Annotated in this window: 10 protein-coding genes; 4 read left to right on the forward strand and 6 right to left on the reverse strand. The window is 45.7% G+C overall.

Features of this window, described 5'->3' with window-relative positions:
- Positions 1 to 86: 86 nt before the first annotated feature.
- On the forward strand, positions 87 to 398 hold the full coding sequence (locus ACR6Z4_RS09450) for a HigA family addiction module antitoxin (protein ID WP_479717005.1): 312 nt from the start codon (positions 87 to 89) through the stop codon (positions 396 to 398).
- Between the two features lie 165 nt (positions 399 to 563).
- Here ACR6Z4_RS09450 and ACR6Z4_RS09455 read toward each other — a convergent pair whose 3' ends face one another.
- From ACR6Z4_RS09455 to ACR6Z4_RS09480, 6 genes are all read right to left on the reverse strand, one after another.
- Positions 564 to 758, reverse strand: coding sequence for a DUF2949 domain-containing protein (locus tag ACR6Z4_RS09455; protein ID WP_479717006.1), 195 nt, complete (start codon positions 756 to 758; stop codon positions 564 to 566).
- A gap of 100 nt (positions 759 to 858) precedes the next feature.
- The gene (locus ACR6Z4_RS09460) at positions 859 to 3,675 is read right to left on the reverse strand and encodes a bifunctional acetate--CoA ligase family protein/GNAT family N-acetyltransferase (protein WP_479717007.1); all 2,817 of its coding nucleotides are present in this window, start codon (positions 3,673 to 3,675) and stop codon (positions 859 to 861) included.
- Positions 3,676 to 3,814: 139 nt separating this feature from the next.
- Positions 3,815 to 6,583, reverse strand: coding sequence for a response regulator (locus tag ACR6Z4_RS09465; protein WP_479717008.1), 2,769 nt, complete (start codon positions 6,581 to 6,583; stop codon positions 3,815 to 3,817).
- 472 nt (positions 6,584 to 7,055) lie between these two features.
- Positions 7,056 to 8,774, reverse strand: a complete 1,719-nt coding sequence (locus tag ACR6Z4_RS09470) for a hypothetical protein (protein WP_479717009.1) — start codon at positions 8,772 to 8,774, stop codon at positions 7,056 to 7,058.
- 99 nt (positions 8,775 to 8,873) lie between these two features.
- Entirely contained in the window at positions 8,874 to 10,271 is a 1,398-nt protein-coding gene (locus tag ACR6Z4_RS09475; protein ID WP_479717010.1) for a glycosyltransferase, read from the reverse strand.
- A gap of 289 nt (positions 10,272 to 10,560) precedes the next feature.
- Entirely contained in the window at positions 10,561 to 11,523 is a 963-nt protein-coding gene (locus tag ACR6Z4_RS09480) for a DUF1517 domain-containing protein (RefSeq protein ID WP_479717011.1), read from the reverse strand.
- Positions 11,524 to 12,256: 733 nt separating this feature from the next.
- On the opposite strand from ACR6Z4_RS09480, the gene ACR6Z4_RS09485 reads away from it, so the two are divergent.
- The 3 genes from ACR6Z4_RS09485 (at position 12,257) to ACR6Z4_RS09495 (ending at position 19,100) form a co-directional block, all read left to right on the forward strand.
- Positions 12,257 to 15,190: a CBS domain-containing protein gene (locus tag ACR6Z4_RS09485; RefSeq protein WP_479717012.1), complete on the forward strand. Its 2,934-nt coding sequence runs from the start codon at positions 12,257 to 12,259 to the stop codon at positions 15,188 to 15,190.
- Between the two features lie 66 nt (positions 15,191 to 15,256).
- On the forward strand, positions 15,257 to 16,414 hold the full coding sequence (locus ACR6Z4_RS09490) for a hybrid sensor histidine kinase/response regulator (RefSeq protein ID WP_479717013.1): 1,158 nt from the start codon (positions 15,257 to 15,259) through the stop codon (positions 16,412 to 16,414).
- A gap of 373 nt (positions 16,415 to 16,787) precedes the next feature.
- Positions 16,788 to 19,100: a response regulator gene (locus ACR6Z4_RS09495; protein ID WP_479717014.1), complete on the forward strand. Its 2,313-nt coding sequence runs from the start codon at positions 16,788 to 16,790 to the stop codon at positions 19,098 to 19,100.
- The last annotated feature ends 177 nt before the right edge of the window (positions 19,101 to 19,277 follow it).

The raw sequence follows: 19,277 nt of genomic DNA on the forward strand, positions 1-19,277 counted from the left end.
AAAAGAATATTGAAGATTATCACTAAACTATAAAGAAAAACTAGAGATTCTGCTTCAAGCACATTCAAGCACAAAAATTAATTCTTATGAAAGACTTACAAAATATCATCCATGGGAGGCAAGTAAGACCAGTACATCCTGGTGAGATTATTTTAGATGTGCTTGAAGATTTAGACATAACCCAAACAAGTTTCGCTGAACTTCTTGGCGTATCGCGACGTACTGTTAATGAAATTGTTCAAGGTCGAAGACCCATTACGGTGGATATGGCAATTCGCATTGGGAAAGCTCTGGGAAATGGTCCGCAACTCTGGCTTAATCTTCAGCAAAAGGTTGATATCTGGGATGCGATGCAAACAAACCGAGAAGAATACGATAAAGTCACGACGATAGTGTGATAAATTATCGGGTTTGCATTGCTTTGCAGGTTTTATAAATATCACTTCTAACCCTATTGGTTAGATCCTTGATAAAACCGAATTGTTATTGGGGAGCCACGCTCCGCGTGGCTCCCCAATACCTTGATTACTTGAAAAGTGTTGTCAGGGGTCTATTGACTTAGATTAAATACACTGTTCAAGCCAGTCGAAAATCTGATCCAGTTGGTTAATAGTGACCAATCCATACTGCCACAGAATCATCGGCAGAAACCCGGATGATTGGGTATCCTGAGCCAACGCTAACTGAATAGCATCGGTTGGAATGCCCAGGTCTTCTGTTAAAAAACTGATGAATCGTTCCTGTCTACCTGGCACCATAACCTTCACCTCCGCCCTGATTTTGGAGTTGGCTAACTGGATAATTTACCACATTAAAGGAAAAGTGTGAGGAATTTGTGAAGGTTAACTGAGAAATAACTCAGATTGACAGGTCTAAATCTGCCTTAATCAAATCGGGCGATCGCGTTAGAGAGAACCCGGCTTTGATACAGACCCGTTGCATTCCTGTATTTTCGGGCAAGATTTCTGCGGTAATCCGCTCTAATCGTTCATCTCGACCAATTTGTACCAGACGTTTGAGTAACTCGGTACCCAACCCCTGACACTGCACGGCATCGCTGATGAGCATGGCAAATTCTGCTTCATTGACCCCATGCAGCTTGCTCAGACGTGCAACACCCACAATTTCATGCTCCTCTGTTTCAGGATTTTTGTAATCTGCAATCAACGCCATCTCCCGGTCATAGTCAATAAAACAGATGCGGGTGAGACGCTCATGGGTGATACGTTGGCTCAGTTTGATCAAATGGAAATACCGCAGATAAACACTTTGTTCAGAAAGCGTTTGATGGAAACGAGCAACTAACGGTTCATCTTCGGGCGAAATCGGTCTGATGCTGACATCGATCCCATTCTTTAATGTCCAGGGCGCAACATATTGGGTGGGATAAGGGCAAATAGCAGATTTGGGGAGTTGGTTTTCTGGAGTATCAGCCTGATGTAAAACAATGCGAGCATCCAACGCCAGCAATGGCATCGTGTTTGGGGTATCCAATGGTGATGCCAATAGGGGGTTGATATCAATTTCCTTGATCCATCGCTGTTCGACCACCAGTTGGCTAAAGTTAACCAACAATTGTTCTAACGCGGCAAAGTCAATGGGTTGCCGTCCACGCACGCCTTTCAGGGCTTTGTAGATTTTGGTTTGTTCCATCATCCGCCGTGCCAGGGTGGTATTGAGCGGAGGGAGAGCGATCGCCCGATCCTTAAACACTTCTACCAACTGTCCGCCCATGCCAAACAACAACACGGGACCAAATTGCGGATCAAGGCTGCTGCCAATAATCAACTCATAACTATCATTGAGATTGATCATCGGTTGCACCGTGACCCCCAGAAAAGCCGTGTTATCTTGATCTCGGCTACCAGCCTGTCGCTGTTCGTGTTGCCAGTTTTCTACAGCAGAGGCGATCGCTTGATAGGCGCGTCGAACCGACTCTGCATCCCGCAGATTGAGCTGCACCCCTCCCACATCTGTTTTGTGGGTAATGGTTTCAGAAAAGAGTTTGAGTACAACTGGATAGCCAATTGCTTCTGCTGCTTCTACCGCCTGGATATCGGTCGTCGCAACACGGGTTTCCACCGTCGGAATACCATAGGCAGCCAGAACTTGCTTTGATTCAAATTCGGTTAAGATGGTGCGATTTTCCTGACGTACTTTCGCCAGAACGGTTTGAACCTTAGTGCGATCGGGAATGCCCTCCTGATCTTCTAGCAATCGAGGCGTTTCATAGATGGCACGCAGGTTATAGCTGTAGCGCCACATGTAATTAAACACCCGTGCGGCTGAATCTGGATAGGCATAGGTGGGAATCCGATAGCGGTTGAGCGTGGCTTCTCCTGCCGTCACTTCCGCTCCCCCCATCCAACTGGCCAGGATCGGCTTGGTTGAAACTGCCATATTGGGCTGAGGCACTGCAACGGTAATCAACTGCTCAGCCGTTTTGGTCGGATCTGTCATCGCCTGAGGCGTCAAGATCACCAATAATCCATCACTACCGGGATCTTTGGCGGCAATTTCTAGCGCTTTGACATAGCGTTCGGGTTCTGCGTCTCCTAAAATATCAATCGGATTATTGTGGCTCCAGTAAGGCGGCAATACTTGATCAAGCGCTGCAATGGTTTCATCTGATAGCTCTGCTAATTCACCGCCTGTGGCAATCAGGGCATCTGTTGCCAATACTCCGGGACCACCTGCATTGGTAATGATTGTCAGTCTGGGGCCCTTGGCACGGGGTTGTTTTGCCAATACTTCTGCCACATCAAACAATTCTGAAATCCGAGTCACCCGCAACACCCCACACCGCCGAAATGCAGCATCCAGAACTCCGTCACTGCCAGTCATCGCACCCGTATGGGAGGCTGAGGCTTTGGCTGCGGCTTCAGTTTGCCCACCCTTGATGACAATGATGGGTTTAGACAACGCAACTTCTCGGGCAGCAGAAATGAAGGATCGAGCATTGCCGATCGATTCCATATAAATCACGATGCTCTGGGTGTGGGGATCATCGCCTAGATAGTAGATCAGATCTCCCCAATCGACATCGAGCATGGAACCAATGGAAACGAAGGCGCTGAAGCCAACATTTTCCCGCAAGCTCCAGTCCAAAATAGACGTACACAAAGCACCGCTTTGGCTAATAAATCCGACGTTACCTGGGCGAGCGGTCGCACTGGCAAACGTGGCATTCAAACCCGTATGGGGATTCATTAAGCCCAAGCAATTTGGTCCGATGATTCTTAATCTGCCTGCCCTTGCTTTTTCTAAAATTTGCTGTTCCAGGGCAATGCCTTTGACACCAATTTCTTTGAATCCGGCTGAAAGAATAACAGCTCCTTTGACTCCGGCTTCAACACATTCGCCAATCACGCCAGGAACGCTTGCCGCAGGCGTTGCAATCACGACCAGATCGACGGGTTCGGGAACCGCTGCAATACTGCTATAAGCCGTAATGCCCATGACACTGCGATGCTTGGGATTAATCGGAAAAACGGTACCACCAAACGGGCTGCTAATTAAATTCCACAAAAGGGTGCGACCTACACTGCCAGGGCGGTCAGTGGCACCGATAACGGCTACGGTTTTAGGTTCAAACATGGCGCTCAGAGGTTGTCGCTGAGTGCGCAAAATGTCGTAGGTGGAATCGGGTATGGATGGTCTGGGAGTTTGTACCATAAGTATGCCTAAGGGGGGGAAAGGTCATTAAGCGATCGCCTACCAATCATTCACAGCATATCGCTTCAAATTAACCCCACCCTGAACTTAAAAGAAAAATTTGAGGATGTTGTGAGGACGTGCCCCATTCACCACACCATCACCTCAAAGATGGCGATCGGGCGATCGCCATTTTCGTTTTTTGCCAGATAAACGACAGTGTTTGCATCATCACGGTTGGGCTACATGGCATGGGAATGTAGTCTGTTGCGCCCATCTGTCGCACTTGTTGTGCATCATCTGATTGCTCCAACAGAACGATGACTTGAGACTGTTGCGTCACCTTGCTCCGTTTTAATTGATTGAATACTTTAACCCCATCTGTATCGGGCAACTGTTTAGCCAATAAAATCTGATGGGCGCGTAGCCTGGGTTGAGGGCCGCATAACTGCTCAACGGCTGCGACGCCCGTCAAAAATGTTTGGCTACTATAGCCACGAGTGTTTAAGGCTCGCACAACGTCTTGGGTTAAGAGTGGATCGGGATGAATTAAAACAACATCGACGATGGCAATGGGGCTTAATATAGGGGCTTTCCAGGTTGTCGGATAAATGCGATCGCCACCGGCTTGATAAGCCTGGTCTAAAGCATTACGGGCAGCATGTTGTAGCGCACTTAAACTGGTACCATCTTCTAAAAGCTGGGCAACACCCGCCGAAAACGAGACATGAAGACTATCGTTGCCGTCTAAAGGAAACTCATATTGGCGAAAGGTTTCTAAGGCAGCCGCAAGCCATTCCACCCCTTCACGACGATGGATGTCATACATCCCTACGACAAATTCTGCACCACCCCAACGAGCGATGACATCTTCTTGGCGCAACTCATCTTTTAGCAGTTGGGCAAGATGACGTAAGACTAAGTCACCTGTAGCATGACCATAGTGTTGATTGATCTGTTGCAAATGATCTACTTTCAAGACTGCCAGACAGACGGGCTGTTGGGCATGGCTCGCCAATTGCAGCAATTGATTTAAGTCTTCCGTAGCTCGTTTGCGATTGGATAAGTCAGTAACGTCATCCTTTTCACCCTGATGGCGGAGCAGACGGGTTCGATCTAAGCGATTGAGGATACGCACGACTAGTTCTGGAGCCACAATCGGCTTATTCACATAGTCATCTGCACCGGCTGAAAAGACGGCATGAATCGTCTCAGCATCAGTACAACTGGTGAGAAAGATGACCGGCAACCATCCCCACTTCAAATCATTACGTAGAGTTTGGCAAAGCTGAATACCATTAATCTCCGGCATTTGTACGTCTAAGATCAGCAACTCTGGATTGGTTGCAGTTAATACATCCCAAAATTTTTGAGGGTCGGATAACGTGATAACGTTGACGCCCCATTCTTTTAGAACACGTTGCAACTGAGCCAAAATAATCGGATCATCATCCACCGCTAAGACTTTAGGAGCATTAGGCTGATTGTGATGCAAGATCTGGGCGATCGCGTCTACCACCTGAACAGGTTTTTTAGGTTTTTGCAGAAATCCTTTCGTTTTTAAAGATGCCACTGCAATGCGTTGAGACAATGCATCACTCGCCGTAAACACAAGGACGGGAATCTGTGGCATTTGGCGAGTTAAATAATTCAAAAAAGCTAACCCTTCATCGGGTAACTTGCTGACTTCCAGATCTAGCAAAACTAAATCAAAACGGTGTTGCACCACAAGCGATCGCGCCTCTGCAATAGTATTAACGGCTATAGCGCATAGCCCTCTGGCGATCGCCTCTTCTACCAGTGCTTCTGTCAGTTCTGTATCTGTGTCTACAATCAATAATCGTCGCCCCACCACCCCATCAGGTGGAGAGGCAACCTGGCTCAAGCAACTGATGCCATCTGGCTGAACGGGAAGTGTTACGTCCGTCATCAGTTGCTGCAACTTCTCTACCAATTGGCGCAGTTCGCGAGTTTCCTGGGGCAACGCACTTTTGACACATAATTCAATCTGCCGTGCCCTATTAGCTGCCTCTTTCAGCCCAAAAGTACCTAGAGAACCCACCAGTTTATGAGCTTCTTGCTCAATTGCTTGTTTGATCTTTTTATCTAGCTTCTTAGCCGTTTTTACAGTATGTTCTAACCGATTAATCCGTTCAAGAATGATGTCCTTGTTGCTTTCCCATGCTTGATCCAGGGTTTCTTGTGAAGTGGCGGGCTGGGATGAACCTGGGAGTTTCGTTTCAGCCTGGGTTGCGTAGGCAGCATTGATGCGGTAGCCTACCCCATACACTGTTTCAATTAAATCTGCGGCACCCACGGCTTTTAGCTTCTGTCGTAAGCCTTTGATATGCGCCCGAATTGTTTCTTCCCCAGGCATTTCATCATCAAATGACCAGAGTTGCTCTAATAAAGCAGTCCGGCTATAAACACGCTGACTATTACGCAAAAACAGCTCTAGAATAGAATATTCTTTGGGCGTAAAGTGTAAAGGATAGTTGCCATAAGAGACTTCCCGCTGATTTGGATCGAGCCGTAACTGTCCCCATTCCAATATGGGAGATGTGCTGGCTTGACTGCGACGCATCAATGCTCTGACTCTAGCGACAAACTCATCTAAATTAGGCGGTTTGATCAGATAGTCATCAGCCCCTGCATCTAACCCTAAAACCTTGTCGTTGCTACTTCCTCTGGCTGTGAGGATAAGAATCGGTGTTTGGATGCCATGCGATCGAATCTTGCGGCAAAGACTGATGCCGTCTAGCTTGGGTAACATGACATCTAAAATCATCAGGTCATAGGTTTGGGCTGAAGCCAACTCCCAACCCATCTGACCATCTTCAGCCATATCAACCACGTAGCTCTGAGCTTTTAGAACTGTTTTGAATAGAATCGCTAGATCTTCCGTGTCTTCTACCAACAAAATTCTCATGGTGCCTTGATCATAAGAGTGACGCTTACTCAGTCAGGGCAAAAAATCAGTACCCCCTTAGCTTATTTTTCCCACAAACATGGGTTAACGCCATTTCTTCTCACCACTCAAACGTAAAAAAAGATATAGCGGTTTTTATGCCGATTTAAACGAATGTGAATTTTTATCAGCCCCTATCAAAACGGTGGCTATAGCGCTTTGTACCCAGATAAATTACGGGGTTTGTATGAGAGCTGCGCTCCGCGCAGCTCTTATACCGTTTCTATATGAAAATGCGCCAAATCTATTAGGGGTAGGACGGGGTGCAAGGGTTTCACCCTTGCACCCCGTCGTAGAGCTTTTAATTGGGTCTACTAGTGTTGCAAACACGAAATTTTGCAACATGGGGGTTTGGGGGCTGCGCCCCCAAGAGGGGGTTTTACCCCCTCCACCCCCTCTAAAACTTTTAAGTTGGTGTACTAGAACGACGTAATTAAGGTTGTTGCCTTCTGGGACGGGCAATCCGGTCTGCTGAGGTAATCCGATACAAGGCTTCCAGTTTGCCGACAAAAACCTCTTCTAAATGAACGTTAGGCACCGATCGCCCACCTTTACCATGTAAAGGATTGCTATGAAATAACAAACACCCTTCGGTTTGCCTGAAAAGTTGTCTAAAGTTTAATTTTTTAGCATAGGTTTGAAATGGATTTTGCCTACCCCGAGGATTGTAAAAGATCTCGTCAGGATAAATTTGTTGCAATCGTTCTGTAAACGTTTCACCTGCCCACCAACTGTTTGCATAAAACAACGCAGAGGCTTGAGAAGAGGCGCGGGCAGAGGTAATAACGGCACATGTTTTATAGGCTGGCTCCGTGCTAATAAGATGCTGAATTTGTTGCAGTTCATCTCGTCTGAGTGCTGCACGATTTTGGATGAAATGAGATGAATCTTCTATCTGTTCAATACCAACAATGATGCAGCCAATCAGGGCGATCGCTCGGACTCCAAGCCCCAAATGATTAAGGTTAAATCGGTTGAGATAAGGTGGCGAAAAAGAGACAAGCGCAAGACTGCCGAGACACAGTTCCATCAGTACGACGATCAACAGTCCCATGAGGCTTAAAGATGGAACTAAATAGCGAATTTCTGCTCCTTTATCCAGAGTAAGAAAAACTTGAAACCATGAGGCAATTAATAAGAGAACGGCTACAAAAAACAGCTTATTTACTTTCGAATTGCTGGGATCATCTAACCTTGTCTTTTTGAAAAGTCTAAGAATAAAAATTGCTAAGCATACAACTGTTAAGACAGTAATAATATTGAAAAAAGTGTGACTATATCGATTTAGGAAAAAGCCACCTGTTTCCACGACGACTTCAACATCTTGTTGTTCTTCTCGTCCGTGAATGCCCGAGCCGGATGCGATACCCGATAGCCAATTCCAGATTCTAGAATATTGGCTGATGATTGGAATAGTTGCAATAAAAAATGTAAGAATAGCCGTGGCGATCGCCAATAATTTGCGATAGATTCCTTTAGGTAATAGGAAAAAAATTGCCATCGGCATAAACGTCACTTTTGTTGCCATACCAATGCCAAAAATAGCACCCAAGCCAATGGCAAACCATTTGGTTTGAGCTGCTTTTTCAGAATAAATATAGACAACTAACGCCATCACCAATAATTGACAAACTGTAAACACAAGAACCTCGGGAACAACCCGACTCGGTTCATTCATTAACATGGGTCTGGCAATTAAAAATGGCGTAAGTTGAAGAATAATACTCAGAAATAAGTTTCTAGAAAGCCAGAATGTTAAAAATCCTAATCCTGCCAAACAACCGGCTGTTAACAAAATTAAGGTGTCACTGATCAGATGTAGATACAGTTCAGAATTCTTAAGAACAGCTTCCGACAATCCATCCTGGCTAAAACGAAAAATAGATTGAACCAGATGTGAAATATGAAGTGTAATGGCACCTAATAATTGCAGCGTCGTACCAGGATGATCGGTATGGGCAGGGGTGATAAAATTAGCAATATTGAGTGAGTTTAATAAGTAGGGATAATCGGGATCTTGGTTCGGCGTAAACCAGAAAGGACCTTTTTGATTTCCAATCAGTTCATAGGAAATCACATACAAAATAGGGAATAGAAGTAATAAACCGGATCTGGCAACTCTGTTCCAGTTAATATCTTTTGCCTGAATCATATTGATGATTAAAAATGAGGTGTAAACAACTGATCAGGTGGATGATGCAGGCAATTGATCTGTCATCTTGCTCTCGCCATGAATTTAACTGAAATGGCATCAATTAAACTTAATTTTCTTGGCGGCGTAGAGACACATTTTCAATAAATTCAAGCCTTCAGAAAAGTGTTGAATGTTGGAACGACCATATTCTCTGGGATAATAACGAACTGGAATATCTTTGATTTTTAGCCCTAGCTTGGCAGCGCCAAACAGTAAATCAAAATCTCCAAACGGATCAAAATCTCCAAAATAGGAACGGTTTTTGACTACCTTCTGGTAGTTTTCTTTGGAAATAGCTTTAGTTCCGCATAGCGAATCTTTAATCCGCGTGTTGAGTAAATAGGATAGCAACCAGGCAAAGAACCGATTTGCCATCCGGTTGATGGGAGGCATTGCGGCTGAACTCAGAGGATAAATCAGGCGACAACCATTTGCCATCTCACAATATCCAGAGGCGATCGCTTCAAAGAAATGGACTAAATCTTCCGGTCTTACCGTCAAGTCAGAGTCCAAAATCATCAGCACATCGCCCTGAGCCATATCAAAGCCCTGACGCACGGCATTGCCCTTGCCTTTACCCGTTTGCTGACAAATTTTAATATCCCATTGGTCGCCGTATTTAGCTTGCACCCGTTGAATTTCTGCCCACGTATCATCTTGAGAATGACCTTCTACAAAAATGACTTCTGTGTGTTTACCCAGACGAGGCAAGCGAGTGATGCAACTTTCAATATTGCCTGCCTCATTGCGTGCAGGGACGATGACCGAGCACGTTTTTTCACGAATATTGCTTTGTACCAGCTCGGCACTGAGATACCTGCGGGCGACGACACATTCGGACAGACAGAGTTGGTTAAGACCGGGCAGAGGGGCTAAAAAGCGGTTAATAAACCAGGATAAAAATGGAATGTATTTGGGAAACAGTAAGCGTTTGCTATGGAAAATGACTTCAAACCCTGCCAGATTCAGCAAGTTTTCAATATCTCTAAAACTCAGCCAGTTCAAGGGCGGTAACGGCATCCGTTGCTTTACCGCGATCGCCAATTTGAGGATGGCTTCCCAGGCAGGGTTGTGGAAGGTGAGGATGAGGCGGGTCGAAGAGTCGCAGGTTTTTTGAATATTTTGTAAGGTCTTGGGCACATCCTGGATGTAGCTCAGGGTATTTGCCATCAGCACATAGTCAAACACCTGATTGGATCTAAAGTCTTCAGCATCTTCTACTTCAAACGTCAGGTGAGAAAAGCGATCGCTGGCGGCTTCAACCGCAGAAGAATTAATATCAATGCCCAGACCATACTCAGGCTGGACAGTTGCCAGTAGATAGCCCAATCCGGAGCCAACCTCAAGCACCTGGGTTTGGGGTTGAACGATAAAGCAATAAAATTTTTCCAGATCCCGATAGTAATAAAGATTACGGTCTCTCCATTTCTCTAAGTCATGACTTGGAATATACATATCGGGTATTTTTAATTGCTTAAGAATAAATAAAGATCCAGGGAAACGTCTCTGGATTGGACAACAGAGATAATAGTATATTTTCTGTAAACTTTCTCAATGCGATCGCAAAAAGACTGCCATCACCCTACAATCTCAATGGCTCAGCGCTGAGACACACAAAAATGCCCCATGCATTGCACAGGGCACTTTTCAATGGCTTAAACCGAGGATTTTATGTTGTGTGCCGCGCTCCGCGCGACACACAACATAAAATCTCAACCTGTCCACGCGTGAAGCGATATAAAGCTTACAGTCGTTTCAGATCCGTGTACTCGGTCAACAGATCTTCTGCCGATAAGGTGTCGTTATCGGCTTGAGGCGTCCACAGTACTTCTAACGCAACGAGTTGTTCGCTAGACACTGAACCCAATTGGGTCAGAGCCCGACGCAAATCTTCAGAGCTATTAATCGTTGGCAACTGTAATTTGCCCTGAGTTGCCACTAAAAGCGTGACAACAATATATTCGCCCGGTGACTGCATGATGTCGCCTGCACCTGAACCGCCGGATGCAGCCAGGGAAGCTCTAGCTGCCGCCTGTTTCAACTGGCTATTAACATTAGAGAGCGTTTCTTCACTAAATTTGCTACGTTCGGCAAGTGCCAAACGGTTGAATTGAGCTTCTGCTGCTTCTAAACGTGCCATCTGCGTGTCTGCACCTGCATAAACCCAATATTCGGGATGGCGCAGCAACGACAGCGTCGTTTCTTGTAAGACCTGAGTAAGACCTGCCGAAGAACCTGTATTCGCCGTTCTGGCAATGCGATTGAGGTCGTCTTGTAAACTCCGGGCTTCAGCTAATAAACCAACTTGCAACCGAGCAACCGAGAGGCTGGGGTTAGCCGTGTAGGAGTCGTAGCCCAGTGACTCGCCCTCAGTCACGCCGCGAAAGCTTCGGACTAAGAAACTTGCAATGGAGATAAAGATGAGAATGGTAAACAGCCCGCCAAACCCGCCACCAAATCCGAAGATCGGTACCAGAAAGGGAAACCCAAGTCCGCCACCGGGATAGTAGCCCCCTCTGGGTGAACTATAGGTTCGGCTGGGTGCGCCATAGGAACGACTGGGAGTTCGGAAACTACCCCCGCCGATACGACCCCCTCCTGCTGCCAATGCGCCGTCTGCCTGACTAAAAATTAGGGTAAAGGCAAGACAGAAAATTAAGAGGGGTTTGACCAAGGACTTCACGGCTGAAAATAACTTTTCGTGCATAACATCGCACCTATTTATCTAAAACTTAGGGATCATCGTAAATGTGAAAATCAAGCGTTTATTTTCTTTGAAGCAACAGTGGACGCTGGCAGAGATAAACGTCTGATTCTATTAACGAGCGACCCTCAAACTAAGGTCTTCTTAAAGAACTTTTACAAAAACCTTACAACTACTAATTTACAGCCTTCTAGCTCTTCTGGCTGTTGAACTTAAGCTATATTTTAGAGGGATATCCGTACCAAGCCGATCTCTAGCTTGCCAGACTTTTGAGCCGTCCCTGGGATGCTAAGATCATCAGCCGAGCAGATCCCATTAAACAGGCGATCGCCAGGAATCTTAACGAAATTACAGCCATTTTCAATGGATTAAGCCACAGATTTTTTGTTGTGTGCCGCGCTCCGCGCGGCACACAACAAAAAATCTAACCATATTCAAGCGCGAAGCGCTGTAAGTAACCCTCATCCACGCTGAAACCTGTTGTCTTGTCCGTTGACCTACTCCGTCAGATTTAATGGTTGCACCCCCAGAGAGAACCAGAAAGTTTGTATCGAACTTGGTAGCAAAACGGTGTCTCTGGGTACTACTGATCAAGAGCCTGAAAGCATTCACAGGTTTTTCACAACCTTAAGTTATTCTTCGCGTATCTAGATGTTCATCCCTGCGCAATGCCAACCAAAGCTACGGCTTGCAGAGAGATGCTTATCCAGGCTCAGCCACCTAGATCACTACTGCGATGCTGCTTGACAACTCCCTACTTTCAGATAAGAGAACGGTTGATCGGGCGATCGCCATCGATCCACTGACCGTCAGCCCCGATATGCGGGTCGTAGACGTGATTACGCTGATGAGTCAAAGCAGAGGGTCTGGCTCTCTACCCCATACAGCATCAGCAGACCCCCTTTATCAAGTACAAGACGCAAAATCAGGCTGTGTTTTAGTTGTCGAACAGCAGCAAATCATTGGTATTTTTACGGAACGAGATGTGGTGAGGCTTGCTGCCTCTACTCAACCCTTTGAAACCCTGACTATTGCCGAGGTGATGACACGTCCCGTTATTACAACGCAAGTATCAGAACTTCAGGATATTTTTTCTGTACTAAGCCTTTTACGGCACCATCATATTCGCCATTTGCCCGTGGTTGACGACCAAGGAAAACCCGTTGGCTTACTCACGCCAGAGAGTGTAAGAAGTCTATTACAACCAGCTGATTTACTGCGGTTGCGAACGGTTGCTGAAGTGATGTCTACCCATGTGGTGCAAGCATCTCCGATGGCGTCTGTGCAAGAGTTAGCTCGCTTAATGGCAAATCATCGTGTCAGTTGTGTGGTCATTGTTGAAAATACAACTATGCCGCTAGGAATTGTGACAGAGCGAGATATTGTCCAGTTTCAGTCACTCGGTTTAGATTTCAAACATGTTCAAGCACAGGTTGTCATGAGCAGTCCGCTCTTTTGTTTGCAACCAGAAGCATCATTGTGGACGGTTCATCAAGAGATGGAACGCCGAAAAGTACGACGACTGGTGGTTACAAATGCTGTTGGAGAACTGGTTGGCATTGTGACGCAAACGAGTCTACTGAATAGTCTGAACCCCGTTGAAGTCTATAGCCTGGTAGAGGTCCTGCAAGAAAAAATTAATCGCTTGGAAGCAGAACGGGTTGAGTTATTGGAGCATCGTACAGAACATTTAGAGCGTCAGGTACAAGAGCGAACGTGCAAATTATTACAACAAGTTGAGTGCGATCGCCTTCTGGTTCAGCTTTCTTCCCAAATCTATCAATCCCTGGATTTAGCAGAAATTTTTCAGGTTACGGTTGAGCAAGTGCGGCACTACCTGAAAACCGACAGAGTCATCGTGTGTCGCTTTGAAGCAAACTGGACGAGTACCGTGGTTGCTGAGTCAGTTGCCGCTGGCTGCACTTCTTTATTAGGGCGGGTTGTCGATGATCCTTGTTTTGGTTCCCATCGGATCGAGCCTTATCGCCAGGGTCGCATTCGTACCATAACCGACGTTTGGGTAGATCTCCTGACTCCTTGTCATCGTGATTTACTGATTGACTTACAGATTCGCGCTAAGGTGCTGATTCCTGTGATTTACGGAGGGCAGCTATGGGGATTGCTGAGTGCTCAACAATGTACTGAGCCGCGTGAATGGTCTACAGACGAAGTAGAAACCTTACAAAAACTGACAACTCAATTGGCGATCGCCATTCAACAAGCAGAACTTTATCAAACTCTGCAACAGTTAAATCAAGACTTAGAAGCGAGAGTAGAAGAACGTGCCCGCGCGTTACGAGAAAGCGAAGATCGGTTTCGGGTCATGGCTGATAGTGCACCTGTGCTGTTGTGGATGGCAGACACCAGCACCCAATGCAATTTCTTTAACCAGGGGTGGCTCAATTTTACAGGTCGTAGCCTGGAAAAAGAAATGGGTGATGGTTGGACAGAAGACTTACATCCAGATGATATTCAACGGTGTCTAGATACTCGCATGGAAAGCTTTAAGGCAAAACAGGGTTTTCAAATAGAGTATCGGTTGCGTCGATATGATGGTGAATATCGTTGGATTTTAGATACAGGAACACCCCGATTTACGTTAGATGGACGGTTTGAGGGATACATCGGGTCTTGCATTGATATCAGCGATCGCAAGCAAGCAGAACAACAACTTCAACGACAACTATCTGCCATCGAAGCCGCCATTGATGGCATTGCGATTCTCAATACGAATGATCAATATATCTATCTCAATCCTGCTCACCTCAATCTGTTTGGCTACCAGGATCCGTCTGAGATGGTCGGGAAGACCTGGCGTAATCTCTATCCGATTGAAGAGATCCGGCGCTTTGAACAAGACGTTTTTCCAATTTTAGGGCAAGAGCGGCACTGGAGTGGGCAAGCGATCGCTATGCGCCGAGATGGTTCATTTTTTGCTGAAGAAGTCTCCCTGACGTTAATTGAAGGTGGCGATTTAGTCTGTGTGTGTCGAGATATTAGCGATCGCAAACAAGCAGAAGAACAATTAAAGTCTTCCCTGCACGAAAAAGAACTGTTGCTTAAAGAAATCCATCATCGAGTCAAAAACAATCTGCTGGTGGTTGCCAGTTTATTAGATTGGCAAACTAACTATATTAATGACCCCGATACTCTAAAAATCTTTGAAGAAAGCCAGCATCGAATTTATTCGATGGCACTGATCCATGAGAAGCTTTATCAGTCAAAAAATCTAGATCGAATTGATTTAGACGAATATCTCAGAACACTAACAGAGCATCTGATCGTTTCATTTGATCTTGACCCTGACAAAATTCAGTTTTGCTATAACCTGGAATCAATTTTTTTGAATATTGAGACAGCCACCCCTTGTGGATTAATTATTAGTGAGTTGATTTCTAATGCATTAGAACATGCATTTCCAGATAATGTATCGGGACAGGTTTGCATCGAAGCGTTAAAAGATGAAAATCAACATATCAAGGTGATCATTCGAGACAACGGTAAAGGATTTCCCAAAACAATAGATTTCCGAAATACTGAATCGTTGGGATTGCAATTAGTGTGTTTGCTCACTCAACAAATACAAGGAGATATCGAATTGAAGTGTGACAACGGCACAACAGAGTTTACGCTGTCCTTCTCAGAGCTAAACTACCGTCGCCGAATTTGATCGATTCTTAATAAAACTGAGCCGTAGAGTATCTTTTAAAATTGTGTCTGTCAGGAGAACCCAGAAATGAACAATATCCGCATCCTTATCGTAGAAGATGAATTATTAATTGCTCAGAATGTGTCTCGAAAGCTGACAAAAATGGGCTATACGATAGTCGATGTTGTTTCGTCGGGTGAAGCCGCCGTTCAATCAGCGCTTGAGAAAAAACCTGACTTGGTGTTAATGGATATTGTCATTCAAGGTGAAATGGATGGCATTGAAGCGGCTGCCAAAATTCAAGAACAGTACCCCATTCCGATCATTTATGTTACAGCGTATGCTGATGACAAAACTTTGGAGCGGGCAAAATTGACGAGTCCGTTAGGATATGTTCTGAAACCCTTTAAAGAACGAGAACTACGCGTCACTATTGAACTTGCCCTTTCTCGACATCAAGCAGAAGTTGCAGTGAAAAAAGCACTAGAGCAAGCGGAAGAAAAGCGACAGGAAGCTGAGCAGGAAAATGAGCAAAAAACAGAACATGTTGCCATGGTTTCCCATGAATTTCGCACCCCCTTATCGGTGATTCAAATGACTGCTGAATTGCTGCAAAATTATCAAGAACATTTGACTGAAGATGCCAAACAACACCATCTTCAGCGTATTCGTGTTGCAGCGGGAAATATGAATGCACTCATAGAGGGTGTTTTAACATTGGGCAGAATTGAACATAGCAAATTAACGTTTGCACCATCTGTCTGGAATGTGACAAATTTCTGTAAAGAACTGATCGAGGCTTTGCAATTGGATTCGGGAGGTCAATATAGTCTGAAATTGATTGAACACAGTGCTAATCTTGAAGCGAACCTGGATGAAAGAGTGTTATGGCACATCCTCAACAATCTATTAACGAATGCAGTCAAGTATTCTCCTGTCGGTAGCATTATTACCCTGACGTTATCTGCTACCGATGAAGACGTTTGTTTTCAAGTTCAAGACCACGGAATTGGCATCTCGCTAGAGGATCAAAAGCGATTGTTTGAACCATTTCAACGAGCCAGCAATGTGGGCAAAATTCCCGGAACAGGTTTGGGGTTAGCCATTGTGAAACAGCTGGTTGACTTACATCAAGGACAGATTCAAATCCAAAGTGAATTGGGACAAGGAACAACCTTTACCGTGACCCTTCCGCGTACGTCTGCCGCTTTAGTCGAAACGGAGCAACTTGTTAGCCAGGCTTAGAATGGGAATTCAATAACGTCGATGATGTATTGTACAGGCGAACGGTCGTTCGCCCCTGCAAATGATTCAATAGTCGATCTGATTTAATCCACGATCCTGAAGCACGATCCTGAAGCAATTGATTGTTATCCCAACGCTTATCACTGCCTATCACTGTTCTGCCATGAGCGATCGCCACACATAGTACACCAACTTAAAAGTTTTAGAGGGGGTGGAGGGGGTAAAACCCCCTCTTGGGGGCGTAGCCCCCAAACCCCCACATTGCAAAATTTAGTGTTCGCCATACTGAGGATGCAATAACCCGACAAAATGAACCATCCGATATAACCGCGAGTTTCAACGTGTCCTAACTGATACCCATAGGTGATACAAAATGACGATTAGAAGAAGAATTATTTACGGATATGGGCTTGCTCTCGGGGTCGCTATCGTCGGCGCAGCAACTGGATTTGTGGTGGGCAACTACTATACGCATCAGGCTTTAGAAGCCAGACAAGCAGCCTCTAACCAACGCAAATTTTTGAGTACATTGCAACTTGATATTTTGCGCAATCGACCGGCTAAGCAGTTATCGCCTTATGTGCAAGATCCAGAAGGATTTCGTCAAGAAGGTGCCAAAATTATTGCCAGTCTAGAAGCCATTCAAACGGAGCTGACAGCCTATAACAATTCAACCCATCCCAATAGTTTGGAAGGCTTACAGCCCCTACTCGACGACTACGAGCAAACGGTTAATGCTTGTACTCAAATGCTGCGCGACTTTATTGAAAAAATTCAACCTTTAACCACAACAGCCGCAGGTTCTGAAGAAGCTGAAAAGCTAGTTGTCCAAGTGGTAAGGGCACCCGAATTTGTTGCCTTTATTGAATTTCCTGATCAGTTAGCAGACTTTTACCAACAAGCCGAGCAACGAGAAGATGCCGCAGAAGTTGCGTTGGCACAAGCAGAAGCACTTCGTTCTCGCATTATTGTCGCAGGGTTAGGGTTATCGGTGGCGATCGCCATTTTTCTTGCCCTCTATATCAGCCGTGCGATCGCCCATCCCATCCAATCTGTAACAGATGTTGCCCAGCAGGTGACGCGGGAGTCTAATTTCGATCTTCAGGCTCCCATTTACAATCAGGATGAAGTAGGGGTACTGGCAACCTCACTAAATCAGTTGATTGACCGAGTCAAACAACTCTTGCAAGAAAAGCAAGACTATACAGCGCAGCTTGAACTGGCGAAAGAAGTTGCAGACACCGCAAACCAGGCAAAAAGTGAGTTTCTGGCAAATATGAGCCACGAACTGCGGACGCCTCTGAATGGCATTTTGGGCTATACCCAGATCCTCTCCCGCACGATGCTGGCGGAACAACAACAGCGCGGAATTGACATCATCCATCAGTGTGGGTCTCATTTGCTGACATTGATTAATGATGTGCTGGATCTGGCAAAAATTGAAGCCCGCCGTATGGAAATTTATCCAACTCCCTGCTATCTCCCTGCCATCTTGCAAGGGGTCGCTGAGATCTCACGGATTAAAGCTGAGCAGAAGGGGCTTCACTTCGTTTATCAAGCCTCCGATGATTTACCTACCGGCATCATTGTTGATGAAAAACGGTTGCGGCAAGTGTTATTGAATTTGTTGGGTAATGCCGTCAAATTTACCCATCGTGGCACCGTGACGCTCAAACTAGACGCTCAGCCCGTCCAACTTCATGCGATCGCAGACCCGACTTCAGACCTTGATACAGAAACCATGCCAACCGTCAAACTGCGATTTCAAATCGAAGACACAGGTGTGGGTATGGGACCTGACCAACTTGATGCGATCTTCCTACCCTTTGAGCAAGTTGGTAGCTTGCGCCACCAGCAAGAAGGTACAGGCTTAGGGTTGGCAATTAGCCAGAACATTATTGCCATGATGGGAAGCCAGATTCAGGTTCGTAGCGAATTAGGCGTAGGTAGTGTGTTTGAGTTTGAAATTGAATGCCCCTTATCAAGGGATTGGGTATATGCCAATACTCTGACGCCATTGGGTAAACTAGTAGGGTATTTGGGCAAGCGTCGCCAGATTTTAGTGGTAGACGATCGTTGGGAAAATCGGTCAGTTTTGCGGAGTTTACTAGAACCGCTAGACTTCACGGTTCTAGAAGCGAACAATGGTCAGGAAGCCCTGCAAATCGTTCATCAATCGTTGCCCGACCTGGTCATCACTGACCTGAAGATGCCAGTTGTCGATGGCTGGCAACTGATGGCACAACTGCGGCAAACCGAAGCGACACAAGATATGATCGTGATTGTGTCTTCTGCTAGTGTGTTCGATGCGGATCGACACAAAAGTTTTATGGCAGGCGGTAACGACTTTCTTCCTAAACCTGTGCAAGCAGAAGAACTCTACCGTACCTTAGCCCAACACCTGCATCTTGACTGGGTTTATACTGAATCCAATCCTCCCGCTTCTCAATCGGCGGGGCAGGCTTCTCTGACAGAAATGGTTTTGCCTGATGCGGCTGAATTACAACAGTTGCTTGATTATGCGATGCGAGGAGACTTGAATGGATTGTCTGGAGAATTGGCTCAGATGCTGCAATCAAATGGGCAGTATCGTCTTTTTACCGAAAAGCTGAGTGTCCTGGCAAAAGGCTTCAAAATTATTCAGATCCGTCAGTTTCTTCAGGATGCTTTATACCAGCAAGTTTAGCTTAGGAGCGTGGATTAAATATGATCGACTATTGAATCTTTTGCAGGGGCGAACGGCCGTTCGCCCGTACAGCAAATCATTGACGTTATTTAATCCTATTCCTTAGGAGCGTGGATTGAATAAAACCCATTTTTTTGAGAAAGTGGCGACTCCGCCGCTCTCTCAAATTGATATCAC

This window comes from Calyptranema fuscum S582 (assembly GCF_055793305.1).

What these genes read in the sequence shown, in the direction of transcription:
- ACR6Z4_RS09465 (WP_479717008.1), bottom strand. Translation starts at nt 6,583, where the DNA reads ATGAGAATTTTGTTGGTAGAAGACACGGAAGATCTAGCGATTCTATTC.
- ACR6Z4_RS09460 (WP_479717007.1), bottom strand. Translation starts at nt 3,675, where the DNA reads ATGGTACAAACTCCCAGACCATCCATACCCGATTCCACCTACGACATT.
- ACR6Z4_RS09450 (WP_479717005.1), top strand. Translation starts at nt 87, where the DNA reads ATGAAAGACTTACAAAATATCATCCATGGGAGGCAAGTAAGACCAGTA.
- ACR6Z4_RS09470 (WP_479717009.1), bottom strand. Translation starts at nt 8,774, where the DNA reads ATGATTCAGGCAAAAGATATTAACTGGAACAGAGTTGCCAGATCCGGT.
- ACR6Z4_RS09475 (WP_479717010.1), bottom strand. Translation starts at nt 10,271, where the DNA reads ATGTATATTCCAAGTCATGACTTAGAGAAATGGAGAGACCGTAATCTT.
- ACR6Z4_RS09480 (WP_479717011.1), bottom strand. Translation starts at nt 11,523, where the DNA reads ATGCACGAAAAGTTATTTTCAGCCGTGAAGTCCTTGGTCAAACCCCTC.
- ACR6Z4_RS09485 (WP_479717012.1), top strand. Translation starts at nt 12,257, where the DNA reads ATGCTGCTTGACAACTCCCTACTTTCAGATAAGAGAACGGTTGATCGG.
- ACR6Z4_RS09455 (WP_479717006.1), bottom strand. Translation starts at nt 758, where the DNA reads ATGGTGCCAGGTAGACAGGAACGATTCATCAGTTTTTTAACAGAAGAC.
- ACR6Z4_RS09495 (WP_479717014.1), top strand. Translation starts at nt 16,788, where the DNA reads ATGACGATTAGAAGAAGAATTATTTACGGATATGGGCTTGCTCTCGGG.
- ACR6Z4_RS09490 (WP_479717013.1), top strand. Translation starts at nt 15,257, where the DNA reads ATGAACAATATCCGCATCCTTATCGTAGAAGATGAATTATTAATTGCT.